We start from the raw sequence: 20,195 nt of genomic DNA, 5'->3' as shown, positions 1-20,195 counted from the left end.
AGCTAGAATCCTTCAGGAATGCCGCCGGATGTCGGAGTACAGAAAGTTAGAGCTTTTAGTGAATGATTGACTGCTTGTGTGAATACTGTCCCAGCGGCGATCGCTTCTTCGATCTGCCCTGCCCATTGCTCGGCATTCCTCCAATCAATTCCAGTTAGCATCTGATGTTGTCGTAGTTGATGACACATCTGTATCGCCGGATTGACCTCTTCTGGATTCGTCAGCAAAGATTCCAATGGAGAAGTACCTTTTCGACCCGGCTTTTTGATAATGCGGATGGGTTCTCCTTCTTTGCGTTCAATCTCTGCATTTGCTAGTTCAGCGCAGAGGGGAGTGAAGGCATCGCGTAAGAGTTGATCATCTAGGGCGATCGCATCAGGTAGCCAGTGTTGTTGCCCTTCATAGATTACAAGTCGTTTGTTAGTTGTGCTGGTAGTCATAACAGTTAAAACAATGAAATTTGAGTTTGAGCGTTGCTGCTTGGCTTGGAAGTGGTAGGACTGGCTGAGGCAGGCTGAGTTTTGGTCTGAATTGTGGGTTGAGGCGCGACTTTAGCAGATTGAGTCCGAGCAATGTTGCGGCGGATTTCGCGGTTGGGGAAATCCGCTTTCAGGTCAGCTAGAAGCTGGGCGATCGCAGGTGGAAAGGAACCTAATTCTTCCTGGGTTAACATTGCCACAATGGGAAAATCCCCATGACTACTGGCAGCCAGTAGCACAGGTCTGCCTCCTGGTTGTTCTGTGTAGGGTAACAGAGTGATCACAACCTGAATTTTGCACTGCTCGAAAATATAAGGTTCAGGTTGCTGTATGGAGGATGGAGGGTTTGAGGAGTTTTCGTCATTTGAAGTTGCCTCTAAACCCTCTTCGTCAAGATCATCCTCTGTATCAGTGTGTTCTTCTGGTTCCTCAGTTGCGAGATTCAGGAGTCTCAAGAAGTCAGAGTGACCTGCTTCGTAACGCTCCCGATCGAACAACAACCCAAGCGCTTGAAAACTCTCTTCAGCTGTCTTTTTGCCATTAGTGCTTTTGGCGATCGCATCCAATTTAGTTGTTGTAGCTGTTAAATTTGCAACAGTGATCGCCTCATCTGGTGTTAGCCATTTCATAGCAGAGACAAATTAATGGTTTAGCTGAAATGGCGGTAGCCAGGACAATGCAAAAATTAGCCAGCAGCAAGGATGCGTTTCTGCTGCTGGCTGACGAAAGGGCTTATTGCTCCGCTAAAAGTGAGTTCTTGAAGTCTTGAATCGCTGTAGCGGTTAGTGCATAAATGACGCGCCGCCTGCGTTCGATATGGGTGCCATCGACGGGAACGCCTCTCTTCCAGGCAGCAATGATAGCTTTCTTGTCGGCAGCGTAAGTGACTTTCTTTTTGCGGAACTCATCTGGCAAGTCTTCTGCATCCACCAGTAGCTCACAACTGGGAGGATTTTCGCGAATGGTGATGCGGAGTGAATGACCGACGACTTCATCGGGCAGCCCCCCGGCTAGGTTTTGGTCTAGAATGTTTTGATCGAGTGCCTGTCGCCATCGTTCTAGGCGATCGAGGGCTTCCTGATGGACTGCTTTCAGGTGTTCCAGTCGTTGTTTAACACCCGCAATCTCAGCATCAAGCTGAAATGCCAACTCGGCGTGAAGATCGATCGCATCTTCTTGCGCTTCCTGGGTTTCCCAAATCGCTGCAAGAAGTTCTGCTTCCTCCTCAACTGTTTGGGAATGGGTGAGTAGATCCCAGAGTGCTGCTGCTGCTTGAGAGAGTCCTGCCAGGGATTGTTGAGCCAGAGGAAAGGTCATGACTACCATCTCCCACAAAATTCGTAATAGTCTCGTTCTGCTTCGATGTCTGCCAAAATCATCAGAGTGCCTGGATTAATGTCTTCTGAGGATTGCTCGGATTCAAGAGAGAGATCAGGATTGGTGATTGTCAGTGGTGTTGAGTGATTTGTAGAACTGGTTGTCAGAGTTTGCATAGGGGTAGCCTTAATCACACTGTATGAACCAGCGCGATAGCGCACTACTGCTGTGCCATAAACCGTCGAATGTTTCTGGCACACACAATACACCGAGCTTCCCGGTGACCTTCAAACCCTAATTTCCAGGCAGGTGTGCGAATTAGTTTACCGTTACGGATATGAATAATCAATCCATAGCGAGCACCATCCCAGGCAAGGCTACTATCTGCGCTGTAAGCCAGATACCGCAGGTGGTTGAGGGCAACTGTCCAATTGCACCCATATATGTGAAACCGTTGAGGATATTGCTGGCAGAGAGTTTTCAATTGACGCAGCATTTGATAGGCGATCACCCGTTCCTCTGGGTTTGTAGATTTGCCCTGACGCATGAGCATAACCAATCCACCAATGCCAACAACCCGGCTATGTTGCAGGTAGTGATTCAGAAACTTCTTGGGTGTGTCCCATCCCCAGACCGGAATCATCCTGATAGGAAAAGACTCAAAGTTTTGCTTAAGCCATCGACGAGCCATCAGCCAGTTCTGATAAGTTGCTTCCGGATCGCCAATCACATCTGGAGCACTGATCCACGTGTAGTTTCCTGACACTGCGATTTCCATATATTGGATCACATCAAGCGTACCGCCGTACCTAAAGTGATAGTAAGCATTAGAATCTAAAGCTACCTTTAGAAAACCCTTACTCAGATGAATTTTTGTTGGATTCACTAAAACTTGATTCACGCCAGCCCGTTTTAACATGAGGGCATCATTAATCTCAGAAAGCCCACTAAAGTAGAAGAACATGAGCTACTCACCGTCTTGTTGTAGAGTCGTCAGAGCGTTTTGGATGAGTGGCAACGTGTCTTCATCAGCAACAGGTACGAGTCGATAAATCCGAGTATTTTGGGTGGTGTAACCAAAGTCTTCAATCAACGAGGCAACCAGCTCCACTGCACGCTGAAGCGTACCGTAGGTGTGGGGTTCTTCTGTTGGCAAGATGGGATAGAAAGTCTCCTGTTCTGGCCACGGTAAAGGTTCATCGACCTTAACCACTACGAAAGTTGGAGGATTTGAGTTGAGTGATTCAGACATAGACCGCTCCATGTTGGTGAACAGGCGAGAGCATATAGACCTGCTTAAAGCTGGCAGCCCGCCTATATTGCCTGGAGCGGAAGCTCTATCGCGATCGCAGCCATCTTGTCTGGGCTTAGGTTAGGGAACAAAGAGAGTCAACTGAACAGGTTTAGCGGGTCCTGTCAGTTCTCGCCAATTTTGCTCAAAGGCTTTCAGGTTACGGCATTTGTTTTTCGCTAGCTTGGGAGCAACAACGTAAAACTCCTCGAAAGCCGGATAAATGCCTTCTTGTCGTCGGTGGAGATAGCACCGTTTGCCGTGCAGATCTTCTATTGAGGCATGATGCCGATGGCAAATTGTCTCTAACTTGGACTCGATCTGAGCTTTGTTGCCTTCGTCTACCAGAACCACTTTGCGATCGGAATTGACGTAGGGCTTGCCGTTTTTCCCAGTTAATTGCTTGTAAGTGCGTTGAACGTGATAGATTGCCCACTGTAACTGGCGTAATAGCTGCTCCAATTCATCAAGGGCAGCCTGGTTACTGCTTTTCACCATCAGATCGTAAGCAGTGCCTGATGAAAATAGATGCATTCGAGGATTAAATGCCAGAGCGTTTAGCTCCACCAGCAGTGTGAACCCTGCGGCTTTCGGGTCACGATTATAGCGAGCGATCGCAGCTTTTTTTTGCTGGAACGGGCAGTAGCTACAGGCAGATTTCCTCCATAGAACTCCCAGAGTACGATAGAGATATTCAATGCAATCATCCCGTGTCCATCCCCACGCGATGAGCGGGTAGAGAAACGGGTGCCCCTGACAGGTGTAGCCATCGGCTTTACCTGCCCGTTTTGTTTCATCCGCGTTGTAACCCAAATAGGGACCAAAGGCTTCTGTAATGTGATCTAAGATCCAAGCATCAAGCACTTCCCCTTTCCAGCGTTGAGCACAGATGTGAGGTCGCCCTAATCGAGGGACAGTTCCAGACTGAAGCAGATCACGGCTGAGGGGAAAGTATCCTTCGGTGTGCAGTTCGTAGGGCTGCTGAGTGTCACTGAGAATGATGTAGCCATCCAGTTTACTGGCAGAGGTTTTGGCAACTTGCACCAATCGAACTTGATGCGCCCGCATTAGTGAAAAGAGATGAGTTTCACAAAGGTATTTGGTTTCATCCATCTCATCGCCAGTTTGCGCGGTCAGCACGATCAGATTTTGGAAGCTATCGAAGGGACGGGATTGAGGCTCCAGCAGCCAACGCACCAGGATTGCTGTGCTCTCAATTCCCATCCCCCAATTGAGGAGATGCAATTGAGGAGTCATAGCGTAGAAATAAAAAAATCCTCCAGTTTAGTGCTTGAAGGAGTTCGCAGGAAAGGATTTTGATATTCTCAGGTGATGTTCCCTGTTCGCTCGGTAATATGCAGGAACCCAATACTTGTGCCCTCTGGATTTGCCTGGGCGATTACATAAAAGAACGTCTCTGAAGCTGGTTGCTTCACAATCAGGTAAGGGTAGCCGTCCTGAGTTAATCCAGCATGATGAACCTGACCACCAACTAACTTGGTGAGTTCTTGTTGATACGGGTTCATGGCAGTGTCTCTATTGGTTTGCGCTTGTCGGAGCCAATGATGAAAGTCGATACTTTCGAGTTCAGGGGTATACTCGCTGGGTTTAAGTTTGCGCGTGCGATCGTACATTGCTTCTGGCACCACACTTTTCAGATGCGCGTCAACAGCATTGAAATTGATGGTATGGAGATTGCTCCAGGGAAGGCTCACATGAAAGCGTTGGGGTTCACCAACCAGGTTGAAGTTAAGATAGTGCTCCATATCGCTTAGAGATTAAACGTCTGGAAGCGTTGGAGCGATAGCTCTGAGGTTAACTTAGGGAACAAAACTCTTGATTTTTGGTAGAGTTTATTCCCTAAGTCAAACACTACGATGTTTAACTAGAAGGAGCAGTGTTTTGATATTCCTTGCAGTTCTTTGCCCTTCAGGAGTCAAACACTACTGGAGGACGCTAACGAGCGCTAACCTTTCCGGTCTGAGTACGTCGGCTCCTACGCTTGTGAGAGTGCCATTGACTTACACTCGTCAGAATGGAGTCGAGGGTACGACTGGCGAAGGCAGGAGTTTTGCTAGCGCTTTGCCAGATGGTATTGGCTTCAGTATCATTCAGGGGAGGCGTGCAGAGATAGCAGTATCGCTCAAAGAGTTGATGGGGATCTGGATGGTAAACGATCCGGTGTCGGGTTAGCAGATCAGCGGTTCCCAATAGGTTCCGAGCCAGCTTGTAGCCTGCGTTGTTACGGTTACCTTTCAACTCACCGTACTTTAGGAGGGCGCGATCGCTCTTTGTCAGGCAAATAGTTAGCGGAATTGATATCCCGCTAACGCGGTGTTGTTTGAGAGACAAGTGCTTGTCTCTTTTTGCAGGGCTGGTTCTAACTCTCCAATGCTTTAGCACTGTTGAGCGAGACCCTGGAACAGGTGGTTGAGTCAATGCGGAGTGTGGGTCAACAAAATGATTCATTTTTGCCAGATGAACCAGTTGTACCCACTTCCGCCATCGCTGATCCGATAATCCGTAAGGAAACAACCCGGTAGAATCCAGAGCAGCTTCCAGAATTTCAGGATCGTATCGGAACGTGGAATAATCCTCCAATGTGATTGCTCTAGCACCGCTCAACTCTCCATCTATTACTTCCCTGCAAACCATGCCTGGAAGCCGCATAGAACGCGCCAAATTACAGATTGCTGGGTCAGTATTTTGAAAGATCGCTAGCTTTCGATTCAGGCAGATCCAGTTTTCTGGAGATAGCCCAATGGTGCATTTAAAGTATACATGCAGGGATTTTCCCCCGGTATACGCAACTGCTGCTGGTTCCAATCCCGTTGCGTGCTTAAATTCTTCCAATACAGTGTATTGGCTCGCCAGAGGTAAATCATCAATTTCATAGAACAGGCACTGGCATTGCCTGACATGGCTGTTGCTAATCCCTTTATCAGGCTGGTTGGGATAGAAACTAACGCTTGCACCCAAATAGGAAAACTTGAATGCAAGTGCCCATCCATCTGCATAACGTTTGGGAGTGAGCTGCCAGCAGGTATTACCCTGGCGATCGCGCCCACCCTGAGTGCAGCAGTAAAGGGTAAAGCCCTGGGGAGTGATGCTGCCACAAAAAATGTAATGACTGTAGATCAGTTGATTGTTCTTCCAGTAGCAGTTCCAGTTGTCAGGAATAATTTCTACAGGCAGATCCCAGGAAATTCGTAACCAAATTTTAGCACCCGACACAAAGCCAATGTGCCTGAGAAATTGAATTGTCATTTGTCGCAGATTGACATTCATCGCAGTTAAGCCAAGAGCATTGTTACTCCTGAGTGGCGTTAGCTGCCCTGACTATCAAAGTTCCAACTCTCGTTGTCGTTGTTTTGGTAATTTGGATTTTTGGTGATGTTTCGCTGCATTATCATCTCGTTGGTTCTCTTTGATATTCGATACCTGCATTAACGAGTCTGCATTGATTTCACCTGTAGTTGATGAATTAACAGGTTGTTCTACTAGTTTTTTAATTAATTCCGCATCTCGATGTGAGTCATAGTTCACTCCTCGGTATCTCTGCAAGCCTTTGAAGGTATAGGCTTTGCCCAGATGAGTGCCACTGAAAGCAATATCATTTAATTCGTAGCTGATACCTTTTATTTCACCAGTTTGACGATCGCGAATCCGAACAGTGATGCCGTTTTGCTGTAACTGCTCAATTAGCTGAGGCATAGTGATAGGAGATTGAGTAGCTTGATCAAGCGATCGCTGAAGCTGCACTCGAATACTTGCCTCACCAGTCCGCTCCAGTAATCGCTGTTCTCCAGTAGTAGGGCTACGGCTGGTTTTTTCCTGGCGGGAGTGGAGCGATTGCAACCCATAATCCTGTTCCAACTGGCGGATAGCAACTTCACTCCGGCGATAATCCCAGCTATCGGAAACGGTTGTTCCATCCAGCCGAACCCGACTGGCGACAATGTGAGCATGATCATGGGCGCGATCGCTATGCTGCACAACTACATACTGATTCATGTCAAAGCCCATTGCCTGAAGATATTTCTGGGCAATATCGTGCCAGGTGTCATCCTCCAGATGCTCGGTATAGGGCAAACTCAGGGAGGCGTGGTAGACCGATCGACTTACCCTGGGGTTTAACTGTTGGCAAAACCGGAACTCTGCTGCTAAACCACGCGGGGTTGTTTCCTCCATATTGCTACCGATTAAACTGGCTCCATCTTTGCCAAACAGATAATTGAGCAATTTGCTGAAGCTCCGACCTTTGATTTGTTTGCCGATCACGATTCCTCTTCAATCTCTGTCATGAATTCCAGGTCAGTAAGTTCTCGCCGTATTTGGCTCAAGAGACTTCTGGTTTGATTCAACAACTCCTGATCGACCACGATCGGAGTTGCTTGAAGTGGCGCAGTGGTATTGGCGCTAGCCTTTGCGTTAGCAAGTATCGCCTTAGCAATTTGGTTCAGGCTGTCACTAATTTTGGTGAGTTCCCAGTAGGTCAGACCCGCAATTCGAGTTACACGCCGGGGGAGCTGATTTTTCAACGTCTTGGCACGAAACAACTCTGCCATCGTCAGGTTGTGCTCTGTCGCCATACAGCGCACCTGCTCTTTCTCCTCAGCGTTGAGGGAGATATGGAACTTGATGGGACGTTTCTGCGAGGACATGCCAGCCAATCAGGAAGACGGTGAAGATTCTTCTCTAGCTTTGCTGTTCCTTCGTTGACTTGTGATCTACCAGTCGGCTATCTTTTTGATTTCTGCATCGGGCAATAGCCTTTTACAACAAACAAAACTCACGGGTGTTACAATAACACCATTATTTTTATTCCAGTAGATGAATATACATTACAACATGGCTTGCTCTGCATCCTGGGTTTTGAACGGGTACTGTAGTCTGCTGTAAGAATGTGGTTCATGGGTGGAATGCTGCGATAAAGCTGTGGACATTTGAGGTTATTGAGTGTCAATAAGTCCAGCTTATTAGGAATTCAGCGCCTTAATCGGGTGGTCAAATGAGGATGGAGACGAACCATTGAGGGAAACTGTGGCAAATTGTGAACCCCTTCGGGAGAGGAAAGCCGGGGTTCTCTTTTTTATCCACATGGATGATGAGTATTCAATCAGTGCTCGCTAAGTTGAGGGAACGTTAACCATTACTGATCAACCCGTGATGTCTGACCTCACGTTGACTTTCGATCCAGGCTCCTCACTCAGTAAAGTGATCTATAACTTAGCGGATGGCAGACCTCGACTGCTGCTCATGGAGCCTGAAGTGATTGAACTCAGCTTGAGTTCAATTGATGCCCACTTAAGAACCAGAGGAAGTCTTGGTATCACTCGACCTGAAGATGATGTTTGGCTGCAATGTGTTGATAGTCAGCAGTGTCAGGTGGTTGGTTATTTAGCGCGTCAGTTTTTGGCAGCCGTGCGGATGAATGAGGTGAAATACGAACGGGCGTTATATAAAGTGCTGGCAGCCGTAGGAGCAATCGTCCAGCACATGGATCTACCTCGTAAGTTCTCTATTGCCATTTCTGCTCTGTTACCCTACGGCGAATACCAGAATGCTCAACGCTTTCAGCAACTCCTGAAACAACAGCTCAAAAACTACAGCTTTCGCGGTGAACGCCTTCAGGTCAAGTTAGCAGCCTTTGAGTGTCGCCCAGAGGGAGGTGGCTTGGCAATGGCACAGGTCATGCAGAATGGGGCAGAGTGGTTCCAGCAACAAACACTGGCTGTGCTGATGTTTGGGCATCGGAATACCAGCCTATTGCTTTTTGAACGGGGCAAGCTGGCGATCGGTAACACCACCGATTTGGGCTTTCATCAACTGGTAGATAAGGTATTAAACCGTACCTCTGGTCAAAGTGCTGATTCGTTAACGAGCGCAATCTATAGTATTGGCAATCAGATCGCCCCTGATAATCCACAACTTCAACATCTGGTAAAGACGCGATCGCCTACAGAGCAAAAACTAGAACGCGAACAAATTGTCACTGCTATTTTGACTGCCAGAGAGGAGTACTGGTCATGCTTGCAAGATTGGCTTGACACTATGTTGCCGAATGTCACAGAGGTGATTATTTCTGGTGGAGCTGCTCTTTATCTCCATGATGAATTGGAGAACTATTTCAGTCGAACCTCGACTTATTGGGGTACTGACCTTCAGCGACGATTACAAGACCTGGTAGGACTGGATTATCGCTCGAACCGTCCAGATGCTGAGGCACTATCCTTTCGTCTGATTGACGTTTTTGGCATGTACTGCGACTTTGTTGAGCAGTTGGCGGAGGTCGCATGAACGAAATTACTCAGACCTCCCGCAAACGCGAAGATTTCAGCTTTCGCTATTCGCCATACACCGACACTCCAGACGGTGTACTGACAGCATTTTTGAAGAGAGGTGATGGCGTGAGGCAGGGCAAAGAGTTGATGTTAGAGTCCGCCAGAGCTTTTTGGATGGTAGCCGCTCGTCAGGCAGAAGGTCTGTTGAGCCAAGAAGAACTACGCCAACTGGGATTGAGCTGCTGTCGCGCTTTGGAACGTCAGGCAGACTATATCCGGGAATGTTTGCAACTGCCGATTCCATCTGCTGAATCCTCAACAATCGAATATACCAATGGCGATCGCCAAAATGGCAGCATCAAGACTGCTGATCGAGCAACCCGAACAATGTGGCAATAGGAGAGTGCAATGGCAATCATTCATTTCATTGATGGTGAAAAGGGCGGTGTCGGTAAGTCTTTGTTTGCTCGCGTAATGGTGCAATATTGCATCGATCGCCAGCTTCCCTATGTGTTGGTAGAAGCCGATCGCAGTAATCCTGATGTGGGTGAAGTCTACCCTGAAGGGTGTGAGCGAGCCGTCTTTAGTGAAGCTGAACGCAAAGCCTACGATGCCGATCGCATTTTTGACCTGGCGATCAAAACTCCAGTGATTGTTAATCTTCCCGCTCAGGTCTTTCCAGCCGTTACCGATTGGATTGAGCGCAACGGGGTGCTGGAGATGGGAACGCAGCATGGGGTCAGTATCTGTAAGTGGTTTATCTGCACTGGCGGCTATGACAGTGTGCAGCTTTTCATCCAATCTTTGAAGCAGTTTGATGGCAAAGTGCAGCATGTTTTTGTCCGCAACTGGGGACTGTGTGATGACTGGTCCCATCTGGATAGTAGAGAAGAACTACAACAACTTCTGGCAAAGCAAAAGGTTCCCGTGCTCGATTTTCCCAAGTTCAGCTATCGCGAGCGGGATCACCTGGATGCCCAGCGAATTTCTTTTTCAGCAGGCAGGGAGAGCGGTGATCTGGGCGTTTTAGGAAAGCAGCGGCTCCATACGTTTCTCAAAAGTGCTTATCAAGCGATCGACCAGGCAAACATCTGGAAACTCTCGCAGTCGGAAGTCAGTCCTTCAAAGCCAACTGCGACTGATGGACCATCAGTGGAAGCCGGAGAAGCTGACATTAAAACGGCTGAACCAGCAACAAGCGGCTCCAAATCTCGCAATAGCAAACGTTCAAGCTAAGGGAGGTAAGGCTTATGAGCAATCCCCGCCAAATAGAAGAACCTCTAGATCTGGATGATCAATTCCTGGAATCGATGGCTGCCAGAGGCAAAGGTCTAAATCGAATTCCCTACCCGACCCTGCTCGATCTGGCAATTCGCGGTAAGGATGATGCTTTCAAAGCCAGAGTATGGGAAATTGTCGTACAAACGGGAATTGACCCGGATGATCCAGCCTTCTTGATGCTGGTTGCGACTGGCAGGCTAGAAGTGTTGTTAGAAGACAGTCCCCAAGAGATGGAGACAATGTTTGATCAGTGGCAGACGCAGTTATACGATCGGCTCCAGACCTACGAAAAGGTGGCGATCAAGGGACACCAAAAGGCGATCGCCCAAACCGTCTCTGCCCTGATTCGTCGCACAGAGTTTGAGCGGGCTATTCACTCGGTTCCCTCATTGATTGCAGCCGGGGTATTGCTCCTGGTTACAGCCGGATTGGGAGGATTCTTGGGCATTGCCGGACTTTCCTGGTATCAAGCCAGTCGCCCCCTCGACCCTACCGGAACCCGACAATTGACATTAGAGCAAGCCAAGGCTTTAGACTGGGCAACCAGTGCTGAGGGTCAATTTTCTCGAAAGCTGATGAACTGGAATCAGGACTTGTTGAGCCGCGATCGCAATGGTCAGCTTGTTTGCGCCAATGAGGTTAAGCGCTTGGGTGTCACTCTGGAGATGCTGCCTAATCGAAAAGCGACTGCCGGATTCTGCACGTTATGGGTTCAGCCTCCTAATCAACGCGAATTTGCACCCGTTCAAGGAAACTAAGCGTTTATTCAAAGTTCGAGGGGAATTTACCAATGTGGACTTGTAAAACTACTCAATACTGGACAGTTGTGACTTTGGCGGGGTTGCTTGCCGTTAGTTGCGCTCCTCGCACAGCAACAGGAGGCGGAACTGAAGCCACTCAAGCGCAAAATTTTTCCATTCCAGAATATCCGCCGCTCTATAATGTAGATGTCCAGGTATGCGGTAACATTATTGCTCCTCTGAAAGATGGAAAACGCTGCATCACGACTCAACTTCAGCTTTGGGGTCCAGTCGGAGAAGCGAAGCTGGTTCGGGCTGGAGTTACTCTGCCATCAGTGTCCGCCGTACAGCATAAAGTCGCGATCGCCTCAAAAGGCTGCTACCCAGCATACTCACAACCTTCACAAGAACAATTTTACTGGGCAGACACGATTATCCAGGTTAACCGGGGTGGAAAAACCACGATCGAGGTAAAACCTACTCAACTTTCAAATCAGCAAGTTCATGAATTGGTCACTGGAAGGCTTTCAAATTCAAGTGTTCCAACCTTCGGTGGTGTTGGCTGCGAACCTGCCCCGGCTAGTTAACATCCGATACGATGGATGGGTTTGCCAATCGTCCAAGAGCGCTTGGACAATTAAGAGCTGAATGATCCCCTGCCGTTGTTCATCCCCTTTCTCTAGACAAGCAATTCACCCAATTGCAAGGTATAGTAAGGTCTGGATTAGACTCCCTGTACTGGTTTGCGAAAGGAATGGCAAGCAACCTGTCTTCAGATAGCTACGATCGCTTTCTGGATGACCTCAAAGAATGGATTCAGAGTGCTCAACTGCGGGCAGCGACCGCAGTCAACCGGGAACTCGTGACTCTGTACTGGAGGATTGGGCGTGCTATTCTTGCCAAGCAGCAGCAGGAAGGGTGGGGAGCCAAAGTCATTGAACGCCTCTCCAAAGACCTAAAACACGCTTTTCCAGAGATTAAGGGGTTCTCCCGCTCTAATCTGCTCTATATGAGAGCCTTTGCCCAAGCCTTTCCTGATGAAACGGTGATTCAGGCAGTCATGGGTCAAATTACCTGGTATCACAACATTGCACTGTTGGATAAGCTCAAAGGCAACGAGGAACGGCTGTGGTACGCCCAAAAGACAATCGAACATGGCTGGAGCCGCAGTGCCCTGGTACATCAGATTGAGAGCGGTTTGCATCAGCGAGTGGGGAATGCCGTTAATAATTTTGACCATACGCTACCTCAAAGCCAGTCAGACTTAGCCCGCCAGATCCTGAAAAGTCCCTACAATTTTGAGTTTCTGGAACTGGCAGAAGCCGCGCAAGAGCGAGATTTTGAACGGGCACTGGTGGATCGGATTCGAGATTTTTTGCTGGAACTGGGTGTGGGCTTTTCCTTCCTAGGTAGCCAGTATTCGCTTGAGGTCGGCGGCAAGGAATATAAACTCGACCTGCTCTTCTACCACGTCAAACTACACTGCTATGTGGTGATTGACCTGAAGATGGTTGAGTTTGAACCTGAATTTTCAGGCAAGATGAGCTTCTACATTGCCGCTGTGGATGATTTGCTGCGGAGTGAGATAGATAATCCGACAATTGGGATTGTCTTGTGCAAGTCTAAAAATAAGGCAACAGTAGAATATGCATTGCGGTACATCCAACACCCGGTAGGAGTGGCAACCTACCGACTGAAGGACACGTTACCAGAACCATTACAGAGAAGTTTGCCCAGTATTGAGCAGCTAGAGATGGAGCTAAATGCTCTGGTAGCAGAGGCAATCGCAGACCCTACAGATCTGGGTGAATAAATTTTTTAGGAATAAATTAATTGTCCAAGATCGCTTGGACAATGGTTAAACCCTATTCTACGCGGGTGGGCGGGCGGTAATGAAAAACCCCGACTCATCGCCGGGGTTTGAGTGGTAGCCTCTGAACCTGCTCAAGAATTAGTCATCCAGGTTGATGTCCTCTTCCAGATCAACTTCAAACTCTTCATCCGTATCCAAGTCATCCGTTGTACTCAAGCCGTTGAGCGCATTCAAGCGTCCCGTGCGGGTTGCTTTGTGGGCAGCACGGCGATCGCGCACTTCATCCAGATTTTGCAATCCATAGAGCTTGCGAGCATAGGTCAACAGATCCCGGAGTAAGGTTTCGGCATAGTCCTTACGGAACTGGGCGTTGTGCTGTTCCCAATCGAACTCCTGTCCGGTGAAACGAGCGGATGCTGCCAGCTCTCGTCCAGACTCCTCCCGTAGCACTTCAATCACCATCAGTCGAACTTTCTCTTGATAGGGAATTACCCGTTGCAAAGCGGGAGTGTGCTTCGGTTCCTTGCGTGCAGTGTTTTTTGCAGCTTTGCGTGTTGCTGTTGCAGTAACCATGAGAATTGCTCCTTTATGAATGAGTTGGATTTCTCACAGCGATCGCATCGACAGATGCCTGCTTCGTGCAGTCCGAGCTTTCATTCCTTCCGCAGTTGTTACTGCCTTTAGCTTCAGCGTACGAGGGAGGTGGGCGGGAAAAAAGAACCCTGCATCAGCCGAACTAATGCAGGGCAAGCAATCAGGCAGTGAATGAAGCTGAATGTGTTATTCGTCCTCTTCTTCGTCTAGATCCTCGTCTAACTCGTCATCCAAATCATCGTCCAGTTCATCACTTGCTTCGTGATCCAAGTCATCACTGAGATCATCATCCAAGTCATCGTCCAGTTCATCATCCAAATCGTCCAAGTCGTCATCCTGTTCAGCCTGGAATGAATTGCGACGTTCCAGGGATGCCCGGTTGAATTCCACCAGGTCTGTAACAGCTTGCTCTGGATCAGTACGAATGGTGTCATACAGAAGGCTCATAAGGATCGCCACCACTTCTGGCGCGTACTTCAGCGCATCGGGTTGTCCGAACAGTCGCGGGAACACCTTCGTATTCCATCGCTGCCAGTCGAACTTTTTATTACCACCCTTCTTCTTCACCTGAGCGGCAATGTCAAGCCCAAGCTTTTCGCGAGTCGCATGCCCAATTTTGGTAGAGACACGAGCATCCCGGAGTTGCAGCTTCACGCCGTACTCCTTGAATACCAAGTTCCGCAATTCTTTGAGCAATGCTGATGCGTTAGTTTCCGGCGGTCCATCAACCGTTGGTGCTTTGGCTTTGGTAGCTGAGGCTGTACCGTTAGGTTTAGCCGTTTTGGAGGTAGCACCGTTGCGAGTGCCGTTGGGGGTGCGAGGTTTTGTAGTCGTCGCCATTTCATAAACTCCCAAATTTGAGGATTTCACTCCCTCGCCGCATTAGCGGCATTTCCCTCCATTGGAAGTATGATCAGTCATTTTAGAAATGTCCACTTGGTTGAGGACTGAATGAAGCCCAGTTCGCTAGAAACAGTGAGAACCCTTACAGCTTTAGCTCATGCAACCGTTGCAGGATTGGATAAAACTGATCGAGCAGAACGCTCCGATCGTGGCGCTGGAATATCAGACTCCGGATCGGATGGCGGTGTTGAGCCAGTTTTATCACTGGGGTGAGGCGCGATCGCTGCCAGTTTATGTTTGGAACCCTGGTTTCTCAACACTTCAGCAGTTGATAGCACCTCAAGGACAAACGATTCTGCAATCTACAACGCAAACGATAGAGCAAGATATCCTCCAATCCTTGCTAGACCAGCCGGAACCAGGCATTTATCTTCTGGAAGGGGTTTTGAATAGCACTGTGTCGGAGATTAGCCAGCAACGTTGCTACCAACTCTTGAATGCTTGCCACCAGGCGCTGTGGAACCCGCTGTCCCATTATTGGGTCTTGCTGGAAACCTACGTTCAACTGCCTCTGGAACTGCAACCCTTTATTCCAGTGCTGTCTCATGCAATGCCTGATCGCCAACAGGTAGAAGCAATCGTGACTCGGTTCTGTAACCAGCATACCTGGTTGGGCAAGGATGACTCTGAAGCTCAACAACGATTGATCGCGGCCTGTCAGGGGTTGCCAATGGGTGAGATTGAAATGGTGCTGGGCAGGCTGCTGACGTTTGCGAATACCCCTGAGCAACTAGTTCAACTGATTTTAGAGCACAAGATCAACAAGCTGCGGGGACGTGGGCTGGAGTACATCGCAGAACCAGATGTACCCAGTGCTGCTGGATTGGATTTATTGGAGCGCCGATTGGAAGCGATCGCTTCTCTGCTTCGACCCGAAGCTCAACAATATGGGCTGAGCTTACCCACGGGTATGGTGCTGTGGGGACCACCCGGCACAGGCAAAAGTCTCTCTGCCAAACTGGCAGCTAAGAAGATGGGTTTACCTTTGCTGGCGGCAAATTGGGGCATTCTCTTGAGTAGCCCAAACCCCGATCGCGCCTTGAAGGAGTTTATTGCGGTGGTCACGTCTCTGGCTCCTTGTGTCCTCTATTGGGATGACTTTGACAAGGGTTTTGCAGGCTGGGACTCAAATGCTGATGGTGGGACCGCCCGTCGTCTTTCGGCGGCTTTGCTGACCTGGATGCAGGAACACCAGGAACCGATCTACACGATCGCGACCGTCAATCGTCTGGGAATGCTACCACCCGAACTGGTACGTCGGTTTGATGACATTTTCTTTATCGATCTGCCCCATGAGGGAGCCAGGTATGAGGTGTTCAATCTGCATCTGGCAAAGTACTTTGCAGCGTTTCGAGGGAATGGTCAATCTCCCTGGACTGATGACCAGTGGCGTAGACTGTTGACGGAGTACCGAATTTGTACCCCTGCTGAAATTGGAAAAGCGGTGCGGCGTTGTGCTGAGGAAGCGTTTTACCAGGGTAGACCAGGGCAAATTGAACTGGAGGCTTTGTTGGGGCAGCGGCAGCAGTTTACTCCAGCAATGGAACGGGAATCAGAACAGATGCAGGCAATTCGGAATTTGGCGACGTATGCAAGACCTGCGAGCGGGAGTGATCGATCGAGATTTGCTTATGCCTATCGAGAGTTGTTTGAGTGAAGAAGAAACGAGAACTCTCATATTTTGCAAATTATTAGCAACTTCGCATCAAGAAGCTAGATCTGTATCAACCCTATCACCCATTAATTCATAATACAGAATTGCCCGCTTCCCTATCTGTGTTGTTTCCCACCAGCACACACTAGCTCCAAGGGTTGCCCCAAAAACAAATGGAACTATCTTTTCAAGAAATTTTCTAACGGATTTATCTATAAGTTTACCTAAAAGATTCTTAAGTACATTTTCTGCTGCATTTTGAATTATTCTTTGCAATCCTTCTCTTGCAATTCCACTCTTTACCTTGTTTCCAAAGGCTCTACCTGGAGCTATTCCAGAAAATAGTTCTAACACTTGTTCGTCGGAACTAAACAGAATTACAAAAACATCATTCTTAGTGGGGTTTTTCTTATAAACATGAGCCACGAGACAAACAATATATACTTGAATTGTCAAAGCCTTTAAAGTATCTATAGGAGCGGTAATTAGAACACTCTCTATACTTCCTAATCCAGTTACAGCACCTCCAATAGCATCAATGATTGATGAGTAAACAACCACTTCCTTAGCTAGTCCTCTGTCAGTTTTCTCTATCTGGTTGCGAAGTTTCTCAACATGAAATTCAGCAATTTTTGAAATTCCCTTAGAGAAAAGATCATCTGTAAAACTATTGATCCAATGTGCTAAAGGATCTAGCCTTAGACTCGCTAATTGTGAAAACCACTGAATCGTTTCAGAAACTTGTGAAATGCCCCAAGTTTTGGAACTCTCTATTTCTTCTAAAATCTTTTTACTATTGACAATAAACTCCTCTAGCTTTTGAGCTTGAGATTCCATATAAGAGGAGTCTTGAGAAATCCATTCAATCAAATGTTCATAAATTTTAGAAGAAATTGATTCTACTGACTGAGAAAATGGCTCTATCGGGTTTGGAAGCCACCACTCATTATCAAGCTCACGTTTGCGTATAAGTTGCCGTTTAGTCAGCTTTGTTTCTTTAGATACTTTAGACTCTAAATGTGTACGAACAATAGATAGGAAATAGTCATGAGCTAGCTGATATTGTCTCTCCAAATTCTCTTGCAATAAGAGCACTAAACCTGATCCTACGAGAATTGAAATGACTGAATCAAAATCTTCAGCTTGATATTCAGTTATAACAATTTCTTTCCTTAAATCATCACCAGTCCTAAGAGGACGAACATTATTGGACTCCGTAAGCAAATATAGACACTCTTTCGCTAATTGTTCACATTTAGGACCGCAATCTGAAATTACCTCATCTATATATTGATTAAGCAGTTTTTCTTTGCCATAATTTTTATAATCCTCTAAATTATCAATTTTTTTTGCTTGTAATTGGGTACCTAATATTTGCAATTCAATGGGACGCACTCTACCTGAGATCCCAACTAAATCTCCTGTTAATACATCAACTAAATCATTCTGAAGAGGGAATTGATTATGTTCTGACAAATTCTTAATTAAGTGCCCAGCTTCTTCCCTCGTAAAATCCTCTAAATGGTAAAGTCGCTCTAGCTTCAATATATCATTATTGATACCTTCAAGATACTTAAGACGACCAAGTCTTGGAAGATAGTGCAGGTAGTTTTCTTGTATTGCAATAACGACTCTTACATGGTGATACTTTTGCTCTAAACACTCCTTCAAGAAATTCCCAAAAACTTGAGGAAATTCATTTGAACTTTGTAGAGTTTGAAGGTTCTGATCATCCTGGTAAATCAAGAGAAGATCTTCAAACTGATCGAAAATCAGGACAGTCAGTAAATTGTGCTTTTCACCATTCTGAATCAACTGTTTAAGAATATTAGTGCTCAACTCTTGTTGGCTCAGGCTTGGCGAATCTAAATCTGCAACAGGTTTGATTTCTCGATGTTCTAGTTCCTCTTTCAAGGTTCTACCAATATTTCTCAAACAGTCCGTAGCTGATGATGAATGTAAGATAGGTAGGCTATCACGAGCAATGTCTGGCTTGTTCCGAAAATCTTCTCCTACTAAACTGCGAAGAGTCTTATATTGAAGGGCAGGAACTAATCCAGCTCGTAGTATTGAACTTTTACCTACGCCTGTTTGTCCATAAACAACTGTGATTTTCACGCTTCCACTAATAATACGTTCAACCAAGTCAGTGATTTTTATGTCTCTCTTTGAGTCAATGATTTCTTGAGAGATCGCCTTTTGGGGCTTACCAGAACTGCCAGTCAATTCAACCATCTGCCTAGGTTGCAACTGACTTGCGCCAGTAAAAGGACGTAAGCCAAATTCTTGCTCAACCGAACTACGCTTCTGCTTATACTCAAAAGCGGTTTTGTAGTCTCCTATCTTAAAGTAACCACTATGCAGTGAATTTAAAATCTGGATACAAAGTTCTGGACCATAATGGCGCTTATCATCTATGTATTGAAACGCTTTCGCTAAATTGTCTAAGCTTTTATCATCCTTCTTAGTATTTCTTTGCGCCTCTGCCAGCAAAAAGAGGTACAGGCTTTGATAGAACGAGTATTCAATATCTAAACCAACTCGCTGCCCATTATCATCAGCGGTACTAGAAGTAGGCACAGTTCTCAATGCTATTTCTAAGAGAGAACGAGCTTCTTCAGCATATTTTTCCATTGCAAGGAAGCAATCCTCAGCTGATTTTTTATCATTTTTTGCAAATCTTATGTTGCCCTTTTCATCATGCTTTTGGGCTTCCACAATATTATTTTTGGCTTTAAAATTGAATACTTCTGCTAAAAATCCATTAGCCCTTGCTAATCTAAATTTTTCATCATAACGCTGGTGGATAATCAATGCTTTTTCAGCAAGGATCTGTAATTCTTCCCACCTCTCAAGTTTTCGTAAAACTTCTCCAAAAACATTAATAATTTTAGCCATTAAATCGTCGCGATCGGCTTGCTCTAAAACCTCTATACATTGACGGAAATAGTCCTTTGCATTCTCCAAGTTGCTCTGCTGTTGATCCTTTTGCCTTTTTGTATAAGCTGGATACCATAATTCCAAAACGTATAAACATCCTAAGTCATAAAGTACGAGTCCTTGCTTATCTAGATTGCAACTCTGTTGCCAAATTGCTAAGCTCCTCTCATAATGCTGCTGGGAAGTTTGTGCTGAACTTGCCAAGTAACCTAGCAAAAACTCTAGACTTGCCTGGTGAGTGAGTTCTAGGTTAATGGCACGTTTTTCAAGTTCTTGATGTACTAGTTTCAATTCAGTGTAGGTCAAAGAGTCAGCATTTAAATCTAATGCAACACTTTTGTCTGTAAAGCCAATTCTATTTGTAGATCCCTCTAAGACTTTGGAAAAGATATTATCAACTATGCGTTGGACAGGTTGGATAAATTGAAGTAATTCATTAGTTTTAGGAATGAATTCAATGCTTGTAGTTCGACTATTGAAATCAGGTGCTACACGAAGCATTTTTTCTTGCACTTCATCAGTAACCCATAGTACAACTGGAAATAGAAACTCCTCGATAAATTTATCTCGTGCTTGATTTATAGTTTTTAGTATCTGCTCAATAGATTTGACTGATTCTAAACCAGAAACTATTACTGCTTGAGGTTTTTCCTGAGCAAGTTTATCAATAGCAGGATAAAGATTACAAGATGAATAATCTAGAACTAGTTCCTGAAGTGAACCTGAAAACCTTTCTTGAAGATTACACATCAAACGAGAGCGCAAACTAGTGAAATTACACCGTACTAGAATAAGAGTAGACTGCTGTAAATTACTTTGAATTGCCCTAGTTAGCTTCTCTAATGACTTTTGATTATATTCTTCAATTGTTTCATCACTCTGATATAGGTTGTTCATAA

The 20,195-nt window shown here is 46.5% G+C and carries 21 protein-coding genes; 7 read left to right on the top strand and 14 right to left on the bottom strand.

Going from position 1 to position 20,195, the window contains the following annotated elements; all coding sequences use genetic code 11:
• Positions 1–2: 2 nt before the first annotated feature.
• From IQ268_RS12410 to IQ268_RS12360, 11 genes are all read right to left on the bottom strand, one after another.
• Positions 3–440: a hypothetical protein gene (locus IQ268_RS12410; protein ID WP_193878965.1), complete on the bottom strand. Its 438-nt coding sequence runs from the start codon at positions 438–440 to the stop codon at positions 3–5.
• Positions 441–445: 5 nt separating this feature from the next.
• Positions 446–1,108: a hypothetical protein gene (locus IQ268_RS12405; protein ID WP_193878964.1), complete on the bottom strand. Its 663-nt coding sequence runs from the start codon at positions 1,106–1,108 to the stop codon at positions 446–448.
• Between the two features lie 103 nt (positions 1,109–1,211).
• The gene (locus tag IQ268_RS12400) at positions 1,212–1,796 is read right to left on the bottom strand and encodes a siphovirus Gp157 family protein (protein WP_193878963.1); all 585 of its coding nucleotides are present in this window, start codon (positions 1,794–1,796) and stop codon (positions 1,212–1,214) included.
• A gap of 2 nt (positions 1,797–1,798) precedes the next feature.
• On the bottom strand, positions 1,799–1,972 hold the full coding sequence (locus IQ268_RS12395; RefSeq protein ID WP_193878962.1) for a hypothetical protein: 174 nt from the start codon (positions 1,970–1,972) through the stop codon (positions 1,799–1,801).
• A gap of 44 nt (positions 1,973–2,016) precedes the next feature.
• Entirely contained in the window at positions 2,017–2,562 is a 546-nt protein-coding gene (locus IQ268_RS12390) for a hypothetical protein (RefSeq protein WP_193878961.1), read from the bottom strand.
• A 201-nt stretch (positions 2,563–2,763) separates the two neighbouring features.
• The gene (locus tag IQ268_RS12385) at positions 2,764–3,048 is read right to left on the bottom strand and encodes a hypothetical protein (RefSeq protein WP_193878960.1); all 285 of its coding nucleotides are present in this window, start codon (positions 3,046–3,048) and stop codon (positions 2,764–2,766) included.
• A gap of 120 nt (positions 3,049–3,168) precedes the next feature.
• Positions 3,169–4,344, bottom strand: a complete 1,176-nt coding sequence (locus IQ268_RS12380) for a hypothetical protein (RefSeq protein ID WP_193878958.1) — start codon at positions 4,342–4,344, stop codon at positions 3,169–3,171.
• A gap of 68 nt (positions 4,345–4,412) precedes the next feature.
• Positions 4,413–4,853 carry a hypothetical protein gene (locus IQ268_RS12375; RefSeq protein ID WP_193878956.1) on the bottom strand — a complete coding sequence of 147 codons (441 nt, stop codon included), beginning with the start codon at positions 4,851–4,853 and terminating at the stop codon, positions 4,413–4,415.
• A 190-nt stretch (positions 4,854–5,043) separates the two neighbouring features.
• Complete coding sequence (locus IQ268_RS12370) at positions 5,044–6,354, bottom strand: hypothetical protein (protein ID WP_193878954.1); 1,311 nt, start codon at positions 6,352–6,354, stop codon at positions 5,044–5,046.
• Between the two features lie 75 nt (positions 6,355–6,429).
• On the bottom strand, positions 6,430–7,368 hold the full coding sequence (locus IQ268_RS12365) for a relaxase/mobilization nuclease domain-containing protein (protein ID WP_193878952.1): 939 nt from the start codon (positions 7,366–7,368) through the stop codon (positions 6,430–6,432).
• Complete coding sequence (locus IQ268_RS12360) at positions 7,365–7,751, bottom strand: hypothetical protein (protein ID WP_228035301.1); 387 nt, start codon at positions 7,749–7,751, stop codon at positions 7,365–7,367. The genes IQ268_RS12365 and IQ268_RS12360 overlap by 4 nt, the downstream gene beginning before the upstream one ends.
• Positions 7,752–8,256: 505 nt before the next feature.
• Here IQ268_RS12360 and IQ268_RS12355 point away from each other — a divergent pair.
• The 6 genes from IQ268_RS12355 (at position 8,257) to IQ268_RS12330 (ending at position 13,205) form a co-directional block, all read left to right on the top strand.
• Positions 8,257–9,387, top strand: a complete 1,131-nt coding sequence (locus tag IQ268_RS12355) for a ParM/StbA family protein (RefSeq protein WP_193878950.1) — start codon at positions 8,257–8,259, stop codon at positions 9,385–9,387.
• Positions 9,384–9,770: a hypothetical protein gene (locus IQ268_RS12350; RefSeq protein ID WP_193878948.1), complete on the top strand. Its 387-nt coding sequence runs from the start codon at positions 9,384–9,386 to the stop codon at positions 9,768–9,770. Before IQ268_RS12355 ends, IQ268_RS12350 begins: the two co-directional genes overlap by 4 nt.
• Positions 9,771–9,779: 9 nt before the next feature.
• Positions 9,780–10,607, top strand: coding sequence for a mobilization protein (locus tag IQ268_RS12345; RefSeq protein ID WP_193878947.1), 828 nt, complete (start codon positions 9,780–9,782; stop codon positions 10,605–10,607).
• Between the two features lie 14 nt (positions 10,608–10,621).
• Entirely contained in the window at positions 10,622–11,410 is a 789-nt protein-coding gene (locus IQ268_RS12340) for a DUF6753 family protein (RefSeq protein ID WP_193878946.1), read from the top strand.
• 32 nt (positions 11,411–11,442) lie between these two features.
• Positions 11,443–11,979 (top strand): hypothetical protein, encoded by a 537-nt coding sequence (locus tag IQ268_RS12335; RefSeq protein ID WP_193878945.1) that lies wholly within the window; start codon positions 11,443–11,445, stop codon positions 11,977–11,979.
• Between the two features lie 167 nt (positions 11,980–12,146).
• Positions 12,147–13,205, top strand: a complete 1,059-nt coding sequence (locus IQ268_RS12330) for a YhcG family protein (protein WP_193878944.1) — start codon at positions 12,147–12,149, stop codon at positions 13,203–13,205.
• Positions 13,206–13,343: 138 nt separating this feature from the next.
• Here IQ268_RS12330 and IQ268_RS12325 read toward each other — a convergent pair whose 3' ends face one another.
• The gene (locus IQ268_RS12325) at positions 13,344–13,778 is read right to left on the bottom strand and encodes a hypothetical protein (protein ID WP_193878943.1); all 435 of its coding nucleotides are present in this window, start codon (positions 13,776–13,778) and stop codon (positions 13,344–13,346) included.
• Positions 13,779–13,985: 207 nt separating this feature from the next.
• A complete protein-coding gene (locus IQ268_RS12320; protein WP_193878942.1) occupies positions 13,986–14,639 on the bottom strand; it encodes a primosomal protein in 654 nt (217 codons plus the stop codon).
• Positions 14,640–14,799: 160 nt separating this feature from the next.
• On the opposite strand from IQ268_RS12320, the gene IQ268_RS12315 reads away from it, so the two are divergent.
• On the top strand, positions 14,800–16,359 hold the full coding sequence (locus IQ268_RS12315) for an AAA family ATPase (RefSeq protein WP_193878941.1): 1,560 nt from the start codon (positions 14,800–14,802) through the stop codon (positions 16,357–16,359).
• Between the two features lie 48 nt (positions 16,360–16,407).
• Here the strand turns inward: IQ268_RS12315 and IQ268_RS12310 are convergent, their stop codons facing one another.
• Complete coding sequence (locus IQ268_RS12310; RefSeq protein ID WP_193878940.1) at positions 16,408–20,193, bottom strand: ATP-binding protein; 3,786 nt, start codon at positions 20,191–20,193, stop codon at positions 16,408–16,410.
• Between the last annotated feature and the right edge of the window lie 2 nt (positions 20,194–20,195).

The organism is Oculatella sp. LEGE 06141 (genome assembly GCF_015207605.1).
In the GTDB taxonomy this organism is placed as follows: Bacteria; Cyanobacteriota; Cyanobacteriia; order Elainellales; family Elainellaceae; genus Oculatella.
The sequence above is the reverse complement of the archived record's forward strand: the minus strand, read 5'-3'. Positions and strand labels throughout refer to the sequence as shown.